General features: G+C 59.5%; 16 protein-coding genes and 1 pseudogene. 8 read left to right on the plus strand and 9 right to left on the minus strand.

The annotated features are described in order from the left end of the window. A partial coding sequence (gene dnaX / locus FJ320_05570; protein MBM3925445.1) for a DNA polymerase III subunit gamma/tau occupies positions 1-1183 on the minus strand: 1183 nt, incomplete at its 3' end. Positions 1184-2403: 1220 nt separating this feature from the next. Continuing rightward, the gene (locus FJ320_05575; protein ID MBM3925446.1) at positions 2404-4056 is read right to left on the minus strand and encodes an amidase; all 1653 of its coding nucleotides are present in this window, start codon (positions 4054-4056) and stop codon (positions 2404-2406) included. A gap of 354 nt (positions 4057-4410) precedes the next feature. Between FJ320_05575 and FJ320_05580 the strand changes: the two genes are divergently transcribed. Further along, positions 4411-4644 (plus strand): hypothetical protein, encoded by a 234-nt coding sequence (locus FJ320_05580; GenBank protein MBM3925447.1) that lies wholly within the window; start codon positions 4411-4413, stop codon positions 4642-4644. An 853-nt stretch (positions 4645-5497) separates the two neighbouring features. Here FJ320_05580 and FJ320_05585 read toward each other — a convergent pair. Next, the gene (locus FJ320_05585) at positions 5498-5896 is read right to left on the minus strand and encodes a response regulator (GenBank protein MBM3925448.1); all 399 of its coding nucleotides are present in this window, start codon (positions 5894-5896) and stop codon (positions 5498-5500) included. Then, a complete protein-coding gene (locus tag FJ320_05590; GenBank protein ID MBM3925449.1) occupies positions 5893-7179 on the minus strand; it encodes a sensor histidine kinase in 1287 nt (428 codons plus the stop codon). Before FJ320_05590 ends, FJ320_05585 begins: the two co-directional genes overlap by 4 nt. Before the next feature lie 20 nt (positions 7180-7199). On the opposite strand from FJ320_05590, the gene FJ320_05595 reads away from it, so the two are divergent. The 3 genes from FJ320_05595 to FJ320_05605 all read left to right on the plus strand — a co-directional run bounded on the left by FJ320_05595 (position 7200) and on the right by FJ320_05605 (position 10250). Continuing rightward, a complete protein-coding gene (locus tag FJ320_05595; GenBank protein MBM3925450.1) occupies positions 7200-7505 on the plus strand; it encodes a hypothetical protein in 306 nt (101 codons plus the stop codon). Between the two features lie 529 nt (positions 7506-8034). Next, a complete protein-coding gene (locus FJ320_05600) occupies positions 8035-9135 on the plus strand; it encodes an amidohydrolase (GenBank protein ID MBM3925451.1) in 1101 nt (366 codons plus the stop codon). Positions 9136-9440: 305 nt separating this feature from the next. Beyond that, positions 9441-10250 (plus strand): undecaprenyl-diphosphate phosphatase, encoded by an 810-nt coding sequence (locus FJ320_05605; GenBank protein MBM3925452.1) that lies wholly within the window; start codon positions 9441-9443, stop codon positions 10248-10250. A 283-nt stretch (positions 10251-10533) separates the two neighbouring features. Here FJ320_05605 and mftG read toward each other — a convergent pair whose 3' ends face one another. Further along, positions 10534-12120, minus strand: a complete 1587-nt coding sequence (mftG, locus tag FJ320_05610; GenBank protein ID MBM3925453.1) for a mycofactocin system GMC family oxidoreductase MftG — start codon at positions 12118-12120, stop codon at positions 10534-10536. Positions 12121-12230: 110 nt separating this feature from the next. Here mftG and FJ320_05615 point away from each other — a divergent pair, with 110 nt between their 5' ends. Together FJ320_05615 and FJ320_05620 are read left to right on the plus strand one after the other, a co-directional pair. Next, positions 12231-12509: an AbrB/MazE/SpoVT family DNA-binding domain-containing protein gene (locus tag FJ320_05615; protein MBM3925454.1), complete on the plus strand. Its 279-nt coding sequence runs from the start codon at positions 12231-12233 to the stop codon at positions 12507-12509. Further along, positions 12510-12956 carry a PIN domain-containing protein gene (locus FJ320_05620; protein ID MBM3925455.1) on the plus strand — a complete coding sequence of 149 codons (447 nt, stop codon included), beginning with the start codon at positions 12510-12512 and terminating at the stop codon, positions 12954-12956. Here the strand turns inward: FJ320_05620 and FJ320_05625 are convergent. The 3 genes from FJ320_05625 to FJ320_05635 are packed head-to-tail and all read right to left on the minus strand — an operon-like array spanning position 12953 to position 14203. Continuing rightward, positions 12953-13660 (minus strand): hypothetical protein, encoded by a 708-nt coding sequence (locus FJ320_05625; protein ID MBM3925456.1) that lies wholly within the window; start codon positions 13658-13660, stop codon positions 12953-12955. The two genes, FJ320_05620 and FJ320_05625, sit on opposite strands and share 4 nt — an antisense overlap. Before the next feature lie 8 nt (positions 13661-13668). After that, positions 13669-13971: a type II toxin-antitoxin system RelE/ParE family toxin gene (locus FJ320_05630; GenBank protein MBM3925457.1), complete on the minus strand. Its 303-nt coding sequence runs from the start codon at positions 13969-13971 to the stop codon at positions 13669-13671. Next, the gene (locus FJ320_05635; protein ID MBM3925458.1) at positions 13931-14203 is read right to left on the minus strand and encodes a type II toxin-antitoxin system Phd/YefM family antitoxin; all 273 of its coding nucleotides are present in this window, start codon (positions 14201-14203) and stop codon (positions 13931-13933) included. Before FJ320_05635 ends, FJ320_05630 begins: the two co-directional genes overlap by 41 nt. A 126-nt stretch (positions 14204-14329) precedes the next feature. Between FJ320_05635 and FJ320_05640 the strand changes: the two genes are divergently transcribed. Continuing rightward, positions 14330-15220: a Na+/H+ antiporter NhaA gene (locus FJ320_05640; GenBank protein MBM3925459.1), complete on the plus strand. Its 891-nt coding sequence runs from the start codon at positions 14330-14332 to the stop codon at positions 15218-15220. On the opposite strand, the gene FJ320_05645 is transcribed toward FJ320_05640, so the two are convergent. Next, positions 15221-15901 (minus strand): histidinol phosphate phosphatase domain-containing protein, encoded by a 681-nt coding sequence (locus FJ320_05645; GenBank protein MBM3925460.1) that lies wholly within the window; start codon positions 15899-15901, stop codon positions 15221-15223. Positions 15902-16008: 107 nt separating this feature from the next. On the opposite strand from FJ320_05645, the pseudogene FJ320_05650 reads away from it, so the two are divergent. Beyond that, positions 16009-17088, plus strand: a pseudogene (locus FJ320_05650) (theronine dehydrogenase).

The raw sequence follows: 17088 nt of genomic DNA on the forward strand, positions 1-17088 counted from the left end.
AGGCGGGGCGGGAGGGCTGGCGGGGCGGGTTGGAAGGGCGGGCATAGGGTTGGGACGGTGAGGTAGGTCGCGGAGCCATGGGGCGGGAGGGGGTGGAGGCGGTCTCAGGAGTATCGGTGGAGGCTTCGACGACGGCGAGTTCCAGGGGGAGGCTGGAGGAGGCGTCCAGCTTCATGTTGGCCTGGCCGAGGGCTTTGAGGCATTTCATGGTGCGGTTGATATGGGTCTTGCCGGCGAGGGTCTGGACGTCACGAAGGGTCTCGGCTTCCAGATCCAGGGTATCGGCGGCACCGGACTGGACCATGAGGACGGCGCGGAGGAGTTCCAGGGACTGGCGGTGGAGGGCGCGGACATCCGCGCCGTTCTGGGCGGCGCGGGCGATGGCGCCGAGGGCGGCGGCGGAATTGCCGGAGAGGAGGTAGCCTACCAGGTCTTTGGCGGCCTGGGAGTGGCCGAGGCCTAAGACCTCCTGAACGGCTTCCAGGGTGACTTTGTGACCATAGGAGACTGCTATTTGCTCGAGGAGGTTTTCGGCGTCGCGGAGGCCGCCGTTGGCGGCGCGGGCCAGGGCGAGGAGAGCTTTAGGGTCGGCGTCGATGGACTCCTGGTCGCAGATAAAGCGGAGCTTGGCGCCGATGACTTCCGAGGAGAGCCTTCGGAAGTCGAAACGCTGACACCGGGAGGTGATGGTGGCGAGGATTTTATGGGGCTCGGTGGTGCAGAGGACGAAGATGACGTGGGGAGGAGGCTCCTCCAGGGTCTTGAGGAAGGCGTTGGAGGCGGCCTCAGTGAGCATGTGGGCCTCATCCACGATATAGACCTTGTACTTGCCTTCGGTGGGAGAGAAGTGGACCTTGTCACGGATGCCCCGGATCTCGTCGATGCCGCGGTTGGAGGCGGCGTCCATTTCGATGAGGTCCATGAAGCGGCCGGCGTCGGTGGAGAGGCAGATGGGACAGGCGGTGTCAGGCTCGCCACCGGAGGGATGCCGGCAGTTGAGGGCCTTGGCGAGGACTCGCGCGGTGGTGGTCTTGCCGGTGCCTCGGGGGCCGCAGAAGAGGTAGGCGTGCCCGACGTGGCCTCCGGCGACGGCCTGCCGGAGGACGGTGGTGACGTGCTCCTGGCCGGTGACCTGGGCAAAGGTCTTGGGGCGCCACTTTCGATAGAAGACCTGGGAGGTCATAGGCGGTGGGGGACTCCTGGAGAGGGGGCTATGGGGACACTATAGCAGATTGGGGGAGGGGGAAGGGAAGGGTGGAGAGGGACGGGTTTCCAGGCGGGACGGGGGTAGGAGAGGTGAGAAGAGGGGAGAGGATTAATAGGAAGGGAGGGTATCTCAATGGGGAACGGTCGTGGGAGACGGTATAGCCTGTCGGACGGAGCGTAGTGCTAGTGTTTCACCCTCACTCTCCACGGCGAGTCTTCGACCTTAATCCTCTCCCATCAAGGGAGAGGAAATATAAGAAAAAGCTTGGGGCTAGGCATGGAGGCGCTCCTTAATCTCCTCGATACTGGCCGCTTCACAGAAGAGGGCAAGGGCCTCTTGTAGGTTACAGGTGGCTTCTTCGGCGGTATGGCCCTGGCTGGCAATGTCCAATTCTGGGTAGAGGGCAACGTACCAGTCTCCTTCACGTTCAACTACTGCGGTTCTTGACGCACCGTAGCCATAGTTACACCTGGGATGAACTTTAACGACATTTTACCATCATATGAAGACGTGGCCTTCAGGGGCTAGGAAGTTTGTAGAGGTTCTGCTCTGCAATGACCATGTTCTCTTCTTGCGGGTGGCGTTCCGGCGGTTGTAGCCAATGAGGTGGGCGAGGGCGTTTAGGACTAGTCTGAAGATGTGTCCTGACGTTTTGGGAAATGGGACGTTTTTATAGGTGTATAGACTAAGAGATAGCATAGAGTCTCTCCTCCTCCTTAGGGTCGCGAAAGCGGCCAACCTCCCCAAGCCGCCAGGGCGGGCGCCTACCCCCTCGTCCTGGCGGTATTTCTTTTTGGGGGAGGGGGTACGGGAAGGGGACAGAGAGGTGTGATTGTGCCTGACGGACGGAGCGTAGAGCTAGTGTTTCACCCTCTCTTCCTTCGACCAGGCTCAGGACGGCGTCTGTTCTCCCCTATCAAGGGGGAGAAGGGGTAAAGGGGGCTATTGAGGGATTGGCAGGAGGCGAGGATAGAGTGTAATGGTGGCAGGCGTATCGTTGAGGTTTCTCCCGCCTGAGGCGGGTCGAAATGACGTAACACCCTAATCCAACCACGCCCACGGATAGAGAGGGAGCCGGGGCCTAGCTACGAGGTAGGTAGTGCTGGGCATAGATCCTTCGACTTCGCTCAGGATGACAGGACTTGTTTTATTGAGTCACCCTGGGCATGTTCAACGGACACTTTCGGCAGGGAGGGTTAGGAGGTGGGGGGACGGAGGTGGGACCAGGGTTGGGCGGACTCAAAGGCGGCGGAGGCGGCGAGGACGGCGGGTTCGTCGCGAAGGGAACCGACGATCTGGAGGCCGATGGGCAGGCCATCAACGAAGCCGCAGGGGACGCTGGCGGCGGGGTTGCCGGTGAAGTTGAATGGGAAGAGGGTGGCGTAGAAGCCCCACATTTTGCCGACAGGTTTGCCGTCGATGACATGGGGCCGATGGCCGCAGGGGAAGGGAGGGACGGCCAGGGTGGGAGTTAGCAGCAGGTCGTATTTTTTGAAGAAGTCGCGGGTGTAGAGCTGTAGGCGCTGGAGAGCGGCGAGGGCGGCGGCGTACTGGAGGCCGGTGATTTTGGCGCCGTTTTCGATGCCTTCTCTGAGGTAGGGCATCATGAGGTGGCCTTTGTCCAGGTACTGGCCGTAGTTGGCATAGTCGTAGACACCGACAAGGGTAGTCATGAGGTCGCGGACTTCCTGGATGTCGATTTTGTAGACGTTGTCGTCGACGGAAGCGCCGAGGGACTCGAAAACGCGGGCGGCCTTATAGCAGACGTCGCGGACTGATTTTTCGACGGGGATGGAACCGAGGTCGGAGCTGTAGGCGATTCGTAAGCCTTTCACACCCCTGCTGAGGGCGGCGGAGAAGTTTGGGGGTCGAGACATGATGGTGCCGACGGGGGAGGCCTGGGGGTGAGGGCCGGCCATGACCTGGAGGAAGAGGGCGGCGTCGGCGACGGTGCGGGTGAGGGGGCCGTCCTGGGAGTAGAACACGGGGTTGAAGCTCATGGGGCCGGTGTTTCTGCGGGGGACGCGGCCCAGGGAGCCCATGATGCCGTAGATGCCGCAGAAGGACGCGGGGACTCGTATGGAGCCGCCGCCATCGGTGCCGTGGGCGATGGGGTTGAGGCCGGCGGCGACGGAGGCGCCCGCGCCGCCGCTGGAGGCGCCAGCGACCATCTTGGTGTTCCAGGGGTTGCGGCAGAAGTCGCCGAGCTTGTTTTCGGTGACGCCGCCGCCGTGGCCGAATTCCGGGGTGTTGGTCTTGCCAAGGATGATCGCACCGGCGTTTTTTATTCGGGTGACGACGAAGTCGTCCTGGTCGGGGACCCAGTCCTTGAGGATAAGGGAGCCTTTGGTGGTGCGGAGGCCTTTGGTGGGGAGGAGGTCTTTGATGGAGGTGGGGATGCCATGGAGGGGGCCAAGGCGCTTGCCTTTCATGACGTCGGATTCTGCCTGACGGGCCTGGGCGAGGGCCGATACATCGGCCTGCTCCGAATTATGTGAGTTTGTGGAGCAAGCGCCCTCGTCCGCCACAGTGAGGAAGGCGTTTAGCTTTGAATTGAGGGCGTGGATGCGGTCCAGATAAAGCTGGGTCAGCTCGACGGGGGAGAGTTTTTTGCCGGCGATGAGGCGTCGAAGGTCGGTGGCGGGGGTGAAGGCGAGGTCCTGGGAAGAGGGCATGGGGAGACTCCTAGGGGAGGGTTGGGGAGAGGATAGCATAGGGGATGGGAGAGGCAAAGGAAGGAAAAAGGGAGGCCACGTAAGTAATTGGATATGGCGGCAGTCGGTGTGTGAGTTAACTATATGGGAGGTAATGGTAGCGGACGACACGTTGAGGTTTCTCGACTGCTCCATTCGGCTACGTCCGAGTACAAGCCGATCCGCCACGGCGGACGAGCCCCCCTCCCGATTACATCGGGATTTCGCGATTGAATGGGGTTAAGGTGCTCAAAGATTGAATAGAAACTAAGGTTGGGGAGACTTCGCTCAGGGCTAAAGGCTCACCGAAATGACCCTTCGATCCGCCAGAGGCGGGCTCAGGGCAGGCTCCGCAACCTACCCCGCCACCCACCCGAAAAGAGATGGGACTAGGAAGAAGGGACTAGCCTTGAGGTATCTATTTGAGGTAGTCACAGGAGGGGGAGCGGGGTAGGGTACCTACGGCGGTATGTTTCCAAAGGTCTAGGGAGTTATTTGTAGAGGTAAAAGATGGGCAAAGCATCTCTGGCAAGGGGCGTTATTGTGAGGGTTTTCTCCAAGTGGCTGGTGGTAAGGATTGGGGAGGAGGAGAAGGATATTTACTATTCGATGTCCGGGTTGAGGAAGAAGGACTTGATGATGTTGAAGTGGCGAGGGAAGCCTGTGGAGCTGGTGCTGAGGGGCCCGATGTTGCTGAATGTGTTGTGTCCGATGGAGTTGAGCGCGATGCCGACTCCTGGGTAACTCCTCCCGCTCTGGAGTTTCGGCAGCTTTCGGCATAAAACCAGCCCTGTTCTCATTCGGGATACCATCCCCTGGCCCCTTTCCCGACTGCATCGGGACTGAGTACAGCCTGCTGGAAGGGGAAGAGATAATTAGAACCACAACCCCCTCCTTCGACATACTCAGGACAGCGTCTAACGCCCCCTTCGCCTTCCAGGGGCTTTGCCCTAAAAAGTCCAGGTTTTGAGACACTTTTGAGGCAAGACATGGATTTGCCTCAAAAGTCCAAGAATGGGGTTCCAAACCCAAGATGAAAAGCATAAGTCTGCACTGGTACTTTTAGGGCAGACGGGGGTTTTGAGGCAAAGCCCCTTCCAGGCCGAAGGGGGGACCAGACCAGCCCCCTAAGTCCCCGTCTGTGCAAAAGACTCGTGTTTTCCCATGATCCAGCCCATGATAAAAAGGCTCGGAACTTTCTTTAATGTGCATCACGCGTCTGTTGGAAGGGAAGAGAAAGTAAGATCACATCATCATCCCCCTTCAACAAGCTCAGGGCAGTCCCTAGCCCCTTTCCCGATTGACATAGGGGCCGATCCGCCACGGCGGACGAGCCCCCCTCCCGATTACATCGGGATTTCGCGATTTATATAGGTAAATAGAGGTGTTCCCCGTTTGAATATAAGTCAAGGATGGGGAGATTTCGTCCTGCGGATTCAACTTCTACAAGGTAGGCGAAGAAGGTGAACCAGAGGGGAATGCCTTTTCGCTCATTCTTAACCGCCTATTGCCTTCCAAGCAGTCGAGCACTACGAAGGGGTAAGTATCAGAGGGGGGTGACAAGAGAGAGGGCACGTAGTTGCGGAGGGAGCGGGGGTTAGTTTAGGCCGATGTGGAGGTCCGGGTCGTCAAGAGTGTTCTGGATGGTGATGCGGAGGGATTCCTCGTCGAAGGGTTTGGTGATGAACCTGACGGACTTGTAGCGGAGGACGCGCATGGCGCGGGAGGCGGTGGCAGCGTCTCCATAGGCGGTGAGGAAGATTACAGGGATGCCGAGATGGCTTTGGATGTGGGCGGCGGCGTCGATGCCGTCCATTTCGCCCTGGAGGACAATGTCCATGAGGACAAGGCTGGGCTTGGTCTGTTCAGCCTTTTTTATGGCTTCCTCGCCGGAGGCGACGATGGTGGTGTCGCGGAAGCCGAAGCGGTGGAGTTTGCTCCTGATGTCCAGGGCGGTGATGCGCTCATCTTCGACGATCAGGATGCGGGGCGTCATGACTTTCTTGCCTTCAACATTTCGAAGCATATGTTATATATAGTACCTCCTTTCTGTTCCATTTCGATAGTACCCTGCAGCTGTTGTGCGAGGCCGTTTACGAGCCGCAGGCCCAGGCTGGATGTGTCCCTGAAGTCCAGCCCCGTGGGGAAACCTATGCCGTCGTCACTGACGGTGAGGAGCAAAGCACCGTTCTCCTGTTGGGAGAGGCCGATGATAATGGTCCCTTTTCTATCATGAGGAAATGCGTGTTTAAGGGAGTTGGTGAAAAGCTCGTTAACTATGAGGGCGCAGGGGACGGCGGTCTCCGAGTTGAGGAAGACGCGGTTAGAATTGATCTGAAGGGATATCCTGGCGGAGTCTCCCAGGGCGCGGACCACAGGCGGAAGGGTCTCTTGCAAGTGGTTATCGAAGTCAATGAGGGCCTGGCCGTTTTGGGGGCGGAGGCGGGAGTGGACGGCGGCCAGGGCGCGGAGGCGTCCTTCACTCTCCTGGAGAATGGACTGGCCGCTGGGGTCGGCGATGTTGTCGGCCTGGAGGGAGTTTTTGACTCGATGGTTGATTTCTGAGACAAGGATTTCGGCGCGCATACGGCGGGCTTCTTCCTGGGCTTGCTGGGAGATAAGCATTGCGGTGTCCAGGGCTGTGGCGTACTGGTCTGCCAGGAGACTTAAAAGGGAAAGATCATCGTTGGGGAAAAGGGGATTTCGGCGGGAGAGGACAAGGAGAAACCCAAAGGAGCGACTGGACGTGGCGATGGGAACGACGAGGAGGGCCTTAGCACCGGTGAGGGAGAGGATGCGAATCTCATCGGGCGTCAAATCGGCGGGGTCGGTGGCGACGAGGGACAGGCGCTGGTTGTTGGCGCGAGCCAGGGCGCCGGAGGCTGGGGTAAGGGTCTCGGAGACGAGGGCTTTGAGGTCCGAGGACTGGACTGTGAGTTTGTTCTGAGTGTCGTTCCAGAGGGCGCCAGCGCTGGCGACGCCGCCGCCGACGGCGGTGGCGGTCTTGCAGAGTTCGGAGGCTGAGGCCGCGGCCCGCTCAGCGGGGGGTATTCCCTGGATGGACGCAAGGAATTTGTGGACCTCCGGAAGCTGCCAGGTGCGTCTGAGCCAGCCTGGGGGGACGAAGGCCAGGTAGTAGGCGATGCCAGCGATGACCGGCAGAAAGGCAATGGCGGTTCGAGTTTCGTCAGCGATGGACGGTCTTTCAACGATGACGCCGATCATGGCGAAGGTGGCGGCAAGGCTGGTGTGTATAATGGCAGAAGAATGGAAGGGCAATTGAGAAGAGGGTAAGGGGTATGGTTTACACGGATGAGCGGGTAAAGGAAGCGTGGGCGGCAATAAAGGGACTGAGAGACGAAGGAGAACTGGATAGGTGGAGAGAGGCGCATCAGAAAAACATCGAGTTCATTGACAGTCATTGGGACGAGCTGCTAAAGAAGTATCCCGAACAATGGGTGGCGGTAAAGGACCAGAAAGTCATTGCGCATAATAAAGACCTTATGAAGCTGGCATCTAAATTGCACAAAATGGGCGAAACTAGCAATTACGTAAAAATTGAAGGAATCAGTAAGTGGCGCTGGCAACGGGCCTTGAGGGACTAGCGTTTGATCCCAGGCTTCATGCGCCGCTCAAGGGACGGCACGCTGACCCCATATGTGCTTGGAGAAGTTTTCCTAAGCCGACTAGGTATAACTTTCTACGTTGAGCTTTTAATTGACACCGGGTCAAGCACGACTGTGATTCACCCGATGGACTGGGCTAAACGGCTCCCTAGATATGCCCAGGAATCTCAGAGAGAGTCCATTAGCCTGACAGGAATAAGCGGGTAAAGGCCTTATGCAAGGGAGCCGGTCAGCCTATTTTTTGCAGACCAGACTGGCAAAATTGTTCTGTCCAGGGCGTCGACCATACTTCTTGGAATGCCGCTTCCGAACGAAGACTTGAGAGAAGGCCCTGACTCCTGATGTAGGTAGAGATTTAATGTTGGACGGAGCGCTTAGGATTGATTTCAGGACGGAGGAGGTGGAGCTTGGCATTCCATATATCGAAGAAGAGGGGTAGCAAGGCTTAGCAAACCAGCCATAGACAGCTATACTCTGGCTAAGGGCATATACCCACAGGAGGCAGATAGTGACAAGCACAAAATACAGAGTGGTATCCGCGGACTCGCACATGGACCTGGCGTATTTGCCGAGGGACTTGTGGACGTCCAGATTTCCCAGGGAGATGCGGGACAGGGCGCCCCGGATAATGGAGACGGAAAAGGGGACGCAGTGGGTGGCGGGGAGCATGATTTTGGGGCCGGCGGGTCGACGGCGGTTTAGGGACAAGAGCGATCAGCTTAGTATCGGCCACAGGTTGGAGGAGACGGAGAAGGCGAACCCGGGGGACTCCAGGCTGCGGCTGCAGGACCTGGAGAAGGACGGGGTGGACGCGGAGGTGATGTATGGGATTCTGGGCATGGGGCTGAAGGTGAAGGAGCCGACGCTTCGGGGGCAGATATATCGAGCGTACAACGACTACATATCGGAGTTTTGCGGGGCGGCGCCCGGTAGGTTCTTCGCGCTGGGGTGCATACCGAGCGACAACCCGGAGGAGGCGGCCAGCGAGGTGCGTCGGGTGGCGAAGCTGGGGCTGAGGGGGGCGGACTTTTCGCCCTTCGCGGCGTCGAAGCCGGTGTGGCACCCGATGTGGGAGCCGCTGTGGCAGGCTTGCGAGGAGACGGGGCTGTCGGCGCAGTTCCACATAGCGGGGGGGACGACGAGCGTGGGGATGCAGTTTGGGGAGGCGTCGGCGACGTGCGCGTACGTATGCGTTGCGCCGATGCAGGTGGACGAGGCGCTGGCGTCTATGATATGGAGCAAGGCGCTGGAGCGGCACCCGGGGCTCAAGGTGGTGCTGGTGGAGAGCGGATTCGGGTGGATACCGTACTTGCTGGAGCGGATGGACTACGAGCTGGAGGACAGGATGCACGAGATGGGGCTGAGGATGAAGCCCAGCGAGTACTGGCGCCGACAGTGTTACGCGACGTTCCAGAAGGATTTCGTGGGGATGCGGCTGCTGGATGTAATAGGGGAGGGGAATGTGATGTGGGGGAGCGATTACCCGCACCCGGACGGGGTGTGGCCGCATTCGCAGAAGGTGCTGGGGGAGTTGTTCGAGGGGGTGCCGGAGGGAACGAGACGGAAGATTACGCGTGAGAACGCGGTGAAGTTGTATAACCTGGCGTAGGGGCCAGGGACATGTTGGTATTATCCAACGCTCCTTGTCCCTAATGGAGCCACCATCATCCCCTTATCCCCTTCTTCCATCAGGAAGAAGGGGATGAAAAAATAAGAGCACCTCATCACCCCCTATCCCTCTCTTCTCCTTTGCAATAGGAGAAGAGGGGGGACCTGAGGAGACTAAATTACGCGCGCTCAAAGCTGCCCCATATTCCTACCGCATTCACGGCCCGTGCCTAAAAGGCTGATAATCGGCAGTGGGCTGCGTTAGACTGAGTAGGGGTATTTAGAGAGGCGTGCAATCATGCATTCTTGCATAAATTGGGCGGAGCTTTGCTGAATGATGTGATACTGGGGGCGCTGCAGGGGATTACCGAGTGGATACCTGTAAGCTCGGATGGAACGGTGTCGGCGGTGTATTCGTGGCTGAAGGGCGGGGACCTGGATGAGGCGCTGGCGTACGCTCAGTGGCTGCACCTGGGGACGGCGCCGGCGGCGATTATTGTACTAAGGAAGGATGTGGCAGCTTTGATTCGGGAGGTGGCGCCGAAGCCGAAGGCGCTGTCGCCGCTGTTTAAGTTTCTGGTAGTGTCGACGCTGGTCAGCGCCGCGGTGGGTCTGCCTTTGCTGATTCTTCTGGACGAGACTTTGAATGTGGCGGGGCCGGCCTTGATGGGAGTCATCGGCGGGTTTTTGTTGGTGACGGGGTATGTTTTGTTGAAGCAGAAGGTGACGGGGAACCGGACGCGGGCGGAGCTTTCGCCGACGGACGGGGTGCTGGCGGGGGTGATGCAGGGGCTGGCGGCGCTGCCGGGGATAAGCCGGTCGGGGATGACGATGTCGATTTTGCTGGCGAGGCGGATGGACCGGCAGGAGGCGCTGGTGGCGAGCTTTTTGATGAGCATACCGGCGAGCCTGGGCGGGGCGTTTTACGGGGCGCTGGACAGCGGTTTTGATATAAGGACGGGGCATTGGGCGGGAGCGGCGGCGGCGTTTGTGGTGGGGCTGGTGTGTATTAAGGCGCTGCTAGCGGTGGCGGGTCGGGTGAATTTTGGGGCGTTTGTGGTGGCGGTGGGGGCGCTGATGGTGGTGGGAGCGGTGGTGGAGGGGGTAGTGCAGTAGGGGGGCATCAGGACTGGGCCGGTTATGCCGACGCTGGCGGCGTTTGGAGACGAGGGGAGACGCAGGGCGCGTCAGTGACAAACCGAGGCAGGATGCAGTCATAACAGATTCCCTTCGACCAGGCTCAGGACAGGCCTCGACTGCATCCTTCCGAATACAGAAGGATGCCGCTCGGAATGACAATTCAGCTTCTTATTTCTTAGCCCCAACCCTTCATTAGCAGGGGATGTCTCCAGGGGAAAGAGGAGCTGAGAACAAGCACAACTAGCACTTTATTCTCATATTACTTGCCGAGAGTCTGTTTTATTAGTTCCGACATGCGCTCGCCGATCATGATGGTAGAGGCGTTGGGGTTGGCGCTGACGACGTTGGGCATGATGGAGGCGTCGCAGACGCGGAGGTTCTGGAGGCCGTGGACTCGGCCGTACTGGTCGACGACGGCCGTGGGGTCTGAGGCGGGGCCCATCTTGCAGGTGCCGGACTGGTGCTGGGAGCCGGCGATGTTACGAAGGATCCACTCGTCGAGGGATTTGTCGGAGGCGAGGTGGGAGTCGTCGGGAGCGATGCGAGGGCCGGCGATGCCTTTGAAGGCGGGGTGAGCGCCGATTTTGATGCACATTCGGACGCCTTCGCGCAGCCGCTCCAGGTCGTGGGGGTGGACGGCGTTGAAATCGATTTCGGGAGGGGCGTCGAAGTCGGCGGAGGTGAGGCGGAGGCGGCCGGCGCTGGCGGGGAGTTCGATGGTGGGATTGAGCCATAGCTGGGGCGGGGTCTCCTCAGAGCCGCGGAAGTCGGGGTTGATGGTGACGTCCTTGGGGCGTTTGGAGGCGGAGGAGGTGTAGCGGAGGATAATCTGGCGCTTGTCGAAGTGGGCTTCGTGAGGCCGGAGGTGCTGGTACCGGACCATGGAGTAGAGGTGGTTGCGGAGGTTCTCGCCGACGCCGGGGAGGTTGTGGATAACTTTCATGCCGAGCTTTTTGAGCTGGGCGGCGGGGCCGATGCCGGAATGGAGGAGGAGGAAGGGTGAGCCGACAGCGCCGGAGGAGAGGACGACTTCCGAGGCATCGACTTTGAAGGACTGGCCGCCGCTGATAACTTCGACGCCGACGGCGCGCTTGCCTTTGAAGAGGATGCGACGGGCTTTGGCCTGGCCTTTGAGGGTGAGGTTGAGGCGGTGGTGGTTGGGATTGAGGTACGCCATGGCGGTGTTTATGCGGAGGCCGGCGACATCGTTGACGGGATTGAGGCAGAGGCCCTGGGCCTGGGGGTCGTTGATGTCGGGCATGTAGGGGTAGCCCATGTCTTTGCAGGCCTGGTAGAAGAACTTGGCGGTGGGGAGCATCTTATCGAAGGGGACGCGGCGGATGGGCATGGGGCCGTCCTTGCCGTGGAAATCGCCGCCGAAGTCGGTATCGGTCTCGATGCGTCGAAAGGATGGGAGGACTTTGAGGTAGGACCATTCGGGATTGCCGTCGGCGGCCCAGCCGTCGAAGTCCTCGGGGACGCCTCGGATGAAGAAAGCGCCGTTGATGGCGCTGGAGCCGCCCATGACGCGGCCTCGCCAGAGGGTCTTGTTCCAGGGCTGGTGGGAGTTCATGCGGGAGTCAAAGGCGGAGATGTGGTCGCCGGTGAGGCGGGAGATGTTGCCGTAGCCGGTGCGGACGGCCTCCGGGAACTGTTCGATGGAGGAGAAGTAGGGGCCTTCATCCAGGAGGAGGACGGAGAGGTTAGGGTCCTGGGAGAGGCGGGCGGCGAGGGTGGCGCCGGCTGAGCCAGCGCCGATGATGGCGATGTCGTATTTCACACGGGTCTCCTGGGAGGGTGATGGACAACGGGGGATATGATAGCTCAGTGGAGGGGGTGGGGACAAAGGGGGGGACGGGGAGCGGGCACGGAAACCGCGCCCCTATAGCTAGAATTTCTAAAACTAAAGTTGGTAAGATGGAAAGATAGAAAATCCAACTCAATTGGTGGTGTGAAATGGCAGAAGTTGGGACTAAGAGCAAGGTAGTGAAAACCCTGGGCAAAGGTCAGATAACCATTCCGACGAAGTTCAGGGAGGCCTTAGGGATTGGGCCGGAGACTCTGCTGAGGGTGTCGCTGTTGGATGACCGGTTGGAGATAAGGCCGCTGGAATCTGAAGAAGGAGGCTTGAGGCGATACACAGGGGAGGAGGTAGAACGCTTTCTTCAAGAGGACAAGTTAGACGCAAAGACTGTCAAGCGTGTCAGGGCGCTGTTGAAGCAGGGCAAGCTCTAGGTGGCCTCGGCGCGGGAGCTGGTGTTCTTAGACGCCAGCCTGCTAATCGCGGCGTCCGGTTCCAGTACGGGAGGTTCGGCGGTGGCGATGGAGGTGTGCCAGGGGCGGAAGTTCAGGGCGGTGTTGTCTGAGAGGGTGCTGCTGGAGGCGCGGGAGAACATTTCAGGGAAGATGGGGGAGAACCCTTTGGTGAGGTTTTACAAGCTGCTGGCGGACTTGAATCCGGTGATGGCGCCAGCGGCTACTAAGGCGGGTTTAGGGGAGTGCGCGGAGGTGGTGGGGGCGAAGGATGCGCATGTACTGGCGTCGGCCATAGAGTCGGGGGCGGGATATTTGCTGACGCTGGACAGACGGCATTTTCTGAATGCGCGTGTGAGAGGGGCGCGTTTGAAGGTGCGGATAATGACGCCGGGGGAGTTTTTGAAGGGGCTTGTTGGAAGCAGCTAAAAGGTCTGTTTGGAGCGGGGGTTTAGGACGAGGCAGACTTGGTTTTCTTTCAGGCCCAGGGCATTGCGGACGTTGATCATGGTTTGGAGGGCGGTGTCCGGGGTGGAGGAGCCGAGGGAGTCCATGATATCGGTTAGCTGGCGGCCTTTGGAGGCGACGCCAGGGCAGCGGCGCTGGCAGATTTCATCGAGGGGCTGCCATTTGTCGGGTGGGAGGTGGAACTGGAGCTCGCAGTGGCGCAAGGCCCAGGTGGCCCACCAGAGGGAGCCGGGTTCAGGGACGGGGGCGGTCTCCAGGCCCTGTCGAGCGGTGTTGTAGAGGTGGTTCTGGATGTGCCACCGCTCGAAGGGGAAGGGCTGGAGGATGTTTTCAAGGGCGTGGTGATGGACCATCTCTTCGAGGTCACCGCCGACGCGGGCTTCGTGGGAGTCGGGGGGATAGTGGAGGCCGCGGAGGCTGCGGGGGTAGCCGCGGCGGAGGAGGAGGGTGTGGGTGAGCTCATGGGCGACGTGGCAGGCGAGGGGGCCGGGAGGGAGGTTGAGCCAGGAGGGGAGGTCGTCGGGAAAGTCCGGGTCCCAGGCCTGGTCGCGGAAGATTGAGGGGTGGGCGAGGGCGATGAGTTTTTCTGGGACGGCGATTTCAGGGCCGAGGTCTGCCCAGAAGTCGTCAAAGGGTTGAGGGAGGCGGCGGCCGAGGACTTGCATAACTCGACTTAGTCACTGAATTTTCTGATATCTCTGTATGTACTCTCACTTCTTCGTCTGACGGCGGCTATATCCACTATGCGATCCCTATCATGGATAATATAGATAACTCGCCAGACTCCAACCCTAATTCTAAATGTATTGTCGTCCAGTTTGGAGCATCCCCTGGGCCTTGGGTCAAGGGACAGTTCATTTATGGCCAGGCGAACGCGCTCGCCTTCTCGCTCAGTAAGAGAGTCTATTTCCCGCTGGACTCGTGCGGTACGGAACCTAACGATGTATCTTGGCTTTTCGCCGTTGCTCATATTCATCCAGGGTTATGGCCTCAGACTCAGGAGCCAAGAGAGCTTCTTTGGCGGCCAAGAGGTCCTCCAAGTCCTCCAACTTTTGAAGTATTGCCTCATACTCCTGGTATTTGACCAGAACGGCTTTTGGCTTCCCGTGATGGATTACATACAGGGGAATGCCTTCCTCTTCTAACTGGCCCATGAGGCTTGCCAGGTTTATTTTTAGCTCACTCACATTAACAATCTTGGTAGTCATGCCACACCTCTGAGTACTAACAATCGTACTATATTTGATGCTAGAATTAAAGGCGATTTTTGGTCAATTAGCCAACGACTCCGTAGATGCCAAGCTGACTGAAGAGCTTGAGGGCGTCGCATCCCTATGAGCCTGCGGGTGTTCCTGGTGACTTCGACAGTGATTGACGACATAGCGGCGATTACTGTTCTGGCGATGTTCTACACGGACGAGATCGAATGGGGCAACTTAGCTATCGCAGGCGTATTCCTGATGATGCTGATTGCACTGACGCGCCTTCGCGTGCCGGTCCTGCCTTTCTACATAATCCTTGGCGGACTGATGTGGCTGGCGGTACTCAACTCCGGCATCCACGCGGTTATCGTGGGCGTGGTCCTTGGGGTAATGGTCCCCGCCAGTCCGAGGAGGACAAAGGGGTCCTTCAGCGAGACCGACAGGCGGCTTATAGAGCGGCATGAGAAGGCGGTGGCCGCCGGGAATCATGGCCGCGCTAATGCGATCTTGCGCGAGCTGGAGGACGCGGTGAGCGAGATAGAGGCGCCGGTGGAACGAATGGAACGTTTTGTTCATCCCTGGGTGAGCTATTTGGCGCTGCCGATATTCGCGCTGGCCAACGCGGGCGTGGAGCTGTCGGCGGAGGACTTGCGCGACGGGTTGAGCAGTCCGGTGACGCTGGGGGTGTTCCTAGGCCTGGCGGTGGGGAAAACGGTGGGGGTGTGGGGCTTCTCAAGGGCTGCGGTGGCGCTGAAAGTGGCGCGACTGCCTGAAGGAGCGGGATGGGGTCAGATGCTGGGGATCAGCATGTTGTGCGGCGTGGGTTTCACCTTTGCTATCTATATAGCAGAACTGGCTTTTACCGATCCTAACCCGGCGAAAATGGGGGTGATAGCAGCGTCGGTGACGGCGGGCATAGCTGGATACGCGACGCTGTATTTTTCGGCTAGGGGCCGAGGGTCGAGCCGGCTGAAGGCGGCGTCGATGGCGGAGGCGCAGAGGGAGGAGGCCCGCAGCGCGTGATTATCGACGCACCGCGGAGAGGGAATATCCGAGCTTTGCCAGCAGCTTTTCCGGATTCACCTGCAACACGTTATGACCTTCCTTCTCGGAGAACCCCGCCCCTTTCACAATCCGACCTACCATATCCGGCTTCAGCAGATCTCCCGGCTCGTGGGCGTCCGAGTCCAGCACCATAAGGGCCTTGGCCTCCAGCCCTGTCCTGGCCACATGGCCGTTGGTCAGGCTGTGCCCCTTTCTGGCGGTAATCTCCAAAAAGATTCCGTTTTGAGCCGCCAGCTTTGCCTCATCTAACGTAATAAGCCCCGGGTGCCCCACCAGATCCACGTTGAGTGAGTTGAGCGCTGCCCAGTTTGTCCCCGGCTCCACCGGCTCCACGATGGTCTCACCATGTACATTAATCAGCTTGGCACCCATGGCGCGGGCTTCCCGCGCGGCCATGTCGATGTCTTCCTTGGGCACGTGGGTAACTTCCACGCCCGGAATGGCGAGGATATCCCACCGTTTCGTCGCGATGGCGCAATCTTTCACCAAGGTTTTTACGACGTACTCGATGTTGCCAAAATTCACGTGGTCGGTAATGCCGATGACGCGGTAGCCCTGGACGTGCGCCCGACGGATCAGCTCAATGGGCGACAGCACCCCATCGCTCAAAAACGTGTGCGTGTGAAAATCGTAGACCAAAACTCATCTCCGCCGAGGAAGTATACCACCTCTACGCTCCCCGTTAAAAGCCTGGCCGCGCCGCCGCTCCCCAATCTAAGGCCACGATCCCGTAGTTGTCTGGTAGGATGGAAATAGAACCCGTAATTCAAAGGCGTTTGAATGCGGCACTCACCGCCGAGCCTGGAAATCCTCAATCCGTGCGGATAGACAACATCCCCGAACCGCCGGCCGAGGATGGCGCCATCCTTGTAGAGACCCTGGCCGTGGGTGTGTGCGGAACGGACATCGAGATACTGGAAGGAAGCTACGGATCGCCACTGCCGGATAGTAGTCGCCTGGTAATTGGCCATGAATCCCTGGGTAGAATAATCGAAGCCCCTCCAGGGACAGCTTTGGGGAAAGGAGACCTAGTGGTTGGCATAGTGCGCCGCCCGGACCCCGCCCCCCTGCCCCAACTGCGCCGTCGACGAATGGGACATGTGCCGGAATGGACTCTACACAGAGCGGGGCATCAAGCAGCGGCAGGGCTACTGTTCTGAGCGTTTTCGAATCGAGACGGAATACGCCGTGCGCCTCCCTCCCCACCTGGAACGCGTGGGCAGTTGGTAGAGCCGGCCAGTATCGTCGCCAAGGCGTGGGAACATATCGAGCGCATCGGACAGCGCGCCTCTTGGAAGCCATCCCGGGTTCTGATAACCGGCGCTGGCCCTATCGGGCTGCTGGCCGTCCTCATGGCCGTCCAGCGGGGCCTGGATGTACACGTCCTGGACCGCGTAACCCGAGGCCCCAAGCCCCAGCTCGTCCTTGACTTCGGCGCCGCCTATCACACCGGCTCCGTAGCCAACGCCTGCGAAGGCTCAGACATTGTCATCGAATGCACCGGCGTTGGACAACTCGTTCTCGATGCCATGCGGTACACCGCCCCTGGAGGCATTGTCTGCTTAACCGGCATCTCCTCCGGCAGCCGTGAGCTTTCCGTGGATGCTGGCGCCCTGAGCCGGGGCATGGTTTTGGAGAACGACGTGCTCTTCGGCTCGGTAAACGCCAATCGCCGTCACTACCAGGCCTCCGTAGACTCCCTAAGCCGGGCGGACCACGCCTGGCTGGCCCGGCTCATCACCCTCCGCGTCCCGCTGGATGACTGGTCCACCGCCTTTCATAAAGGCCCCGATGACGTGAAATCCGTCATCGAGTTCTGCCATTGA

The organism is SAR202 cluster bacterium, assembly GCA_016872285.1.
Classification (GTDB): Bacteria; Chloroflexota; Dehalococcoidia; order Lucifugimonadales.

What these genes read in the sequence shown, in the direction of transcription:
- FJ320_05575 (MBM3925446.1), bottom strand. Translation starts at nt 4,056, where the DNA reads ATGGAGCAGTCGAGAAACCTCAACGTGTCGTCCGCTACCATTACCTCC.
- FJ320_05580 (MBM3925447.1), top strand. Translation starts at nt 4,411, where the DNA reads ATGGGCAAAGCATCTCTGGCAAGGGGCGTTATTGTGAGGGTTTTCTCC.
- FJ320_05585 (MBM3925448.1), bottom strand. Translation starts at nt 5,896, where the DNA reads ATGACGCCCCGCATCCTGATCGTCGAAGATGAGCGCATCACCGCCCTG.
- FJ320_05595 (MBM3925450.1), top strand. Translation starts at nt 7,200, where the DNA reads ATGGTTTACACGGATGAGCGGGTAAAGGAAGCGTGGGCGGCAATAAAG.
- FJ320_05615 (MBM3925454.1), top strand. Translation starts at nt 12,231, where the DNA reads ATGGCAGAAGTTGGGACTAAGAGCAAGGTAGTGAAAACCCTGGGCAAA.
- FJ320_05625 (MBM3925456.1), bottom strand. Translation starts at nt 13,660, where the DNA reads ATGCAAGTCCTCGGCCGCCGCCTCCCTCAACCCTTTGACGACTTCTGG.
- FJ320_05630 (MBM3925457.1), bottom strand. Translation starts at nt 13,971, where the DNA reads ATGAATATGAGCAACGGCGAAAAGCCAAGATACATCGTTAGGTTCCGT.
- FJ320_05635 (MBM3925458.1), bottom strand. Translation starts at nt 14,203, where the DNA reads ATGACTACCAAGATTGTTAATGTGAGTGAGCTAAAAATAAACCTGGCA.
- FJ320_05640 (MBM3925459.1), top strand. Translation starts at nt 14,330, where the DNA reads ATGAGCCTGCGGGTGTTCCTGGTGACTTCGACAGTGATTGACGACATA.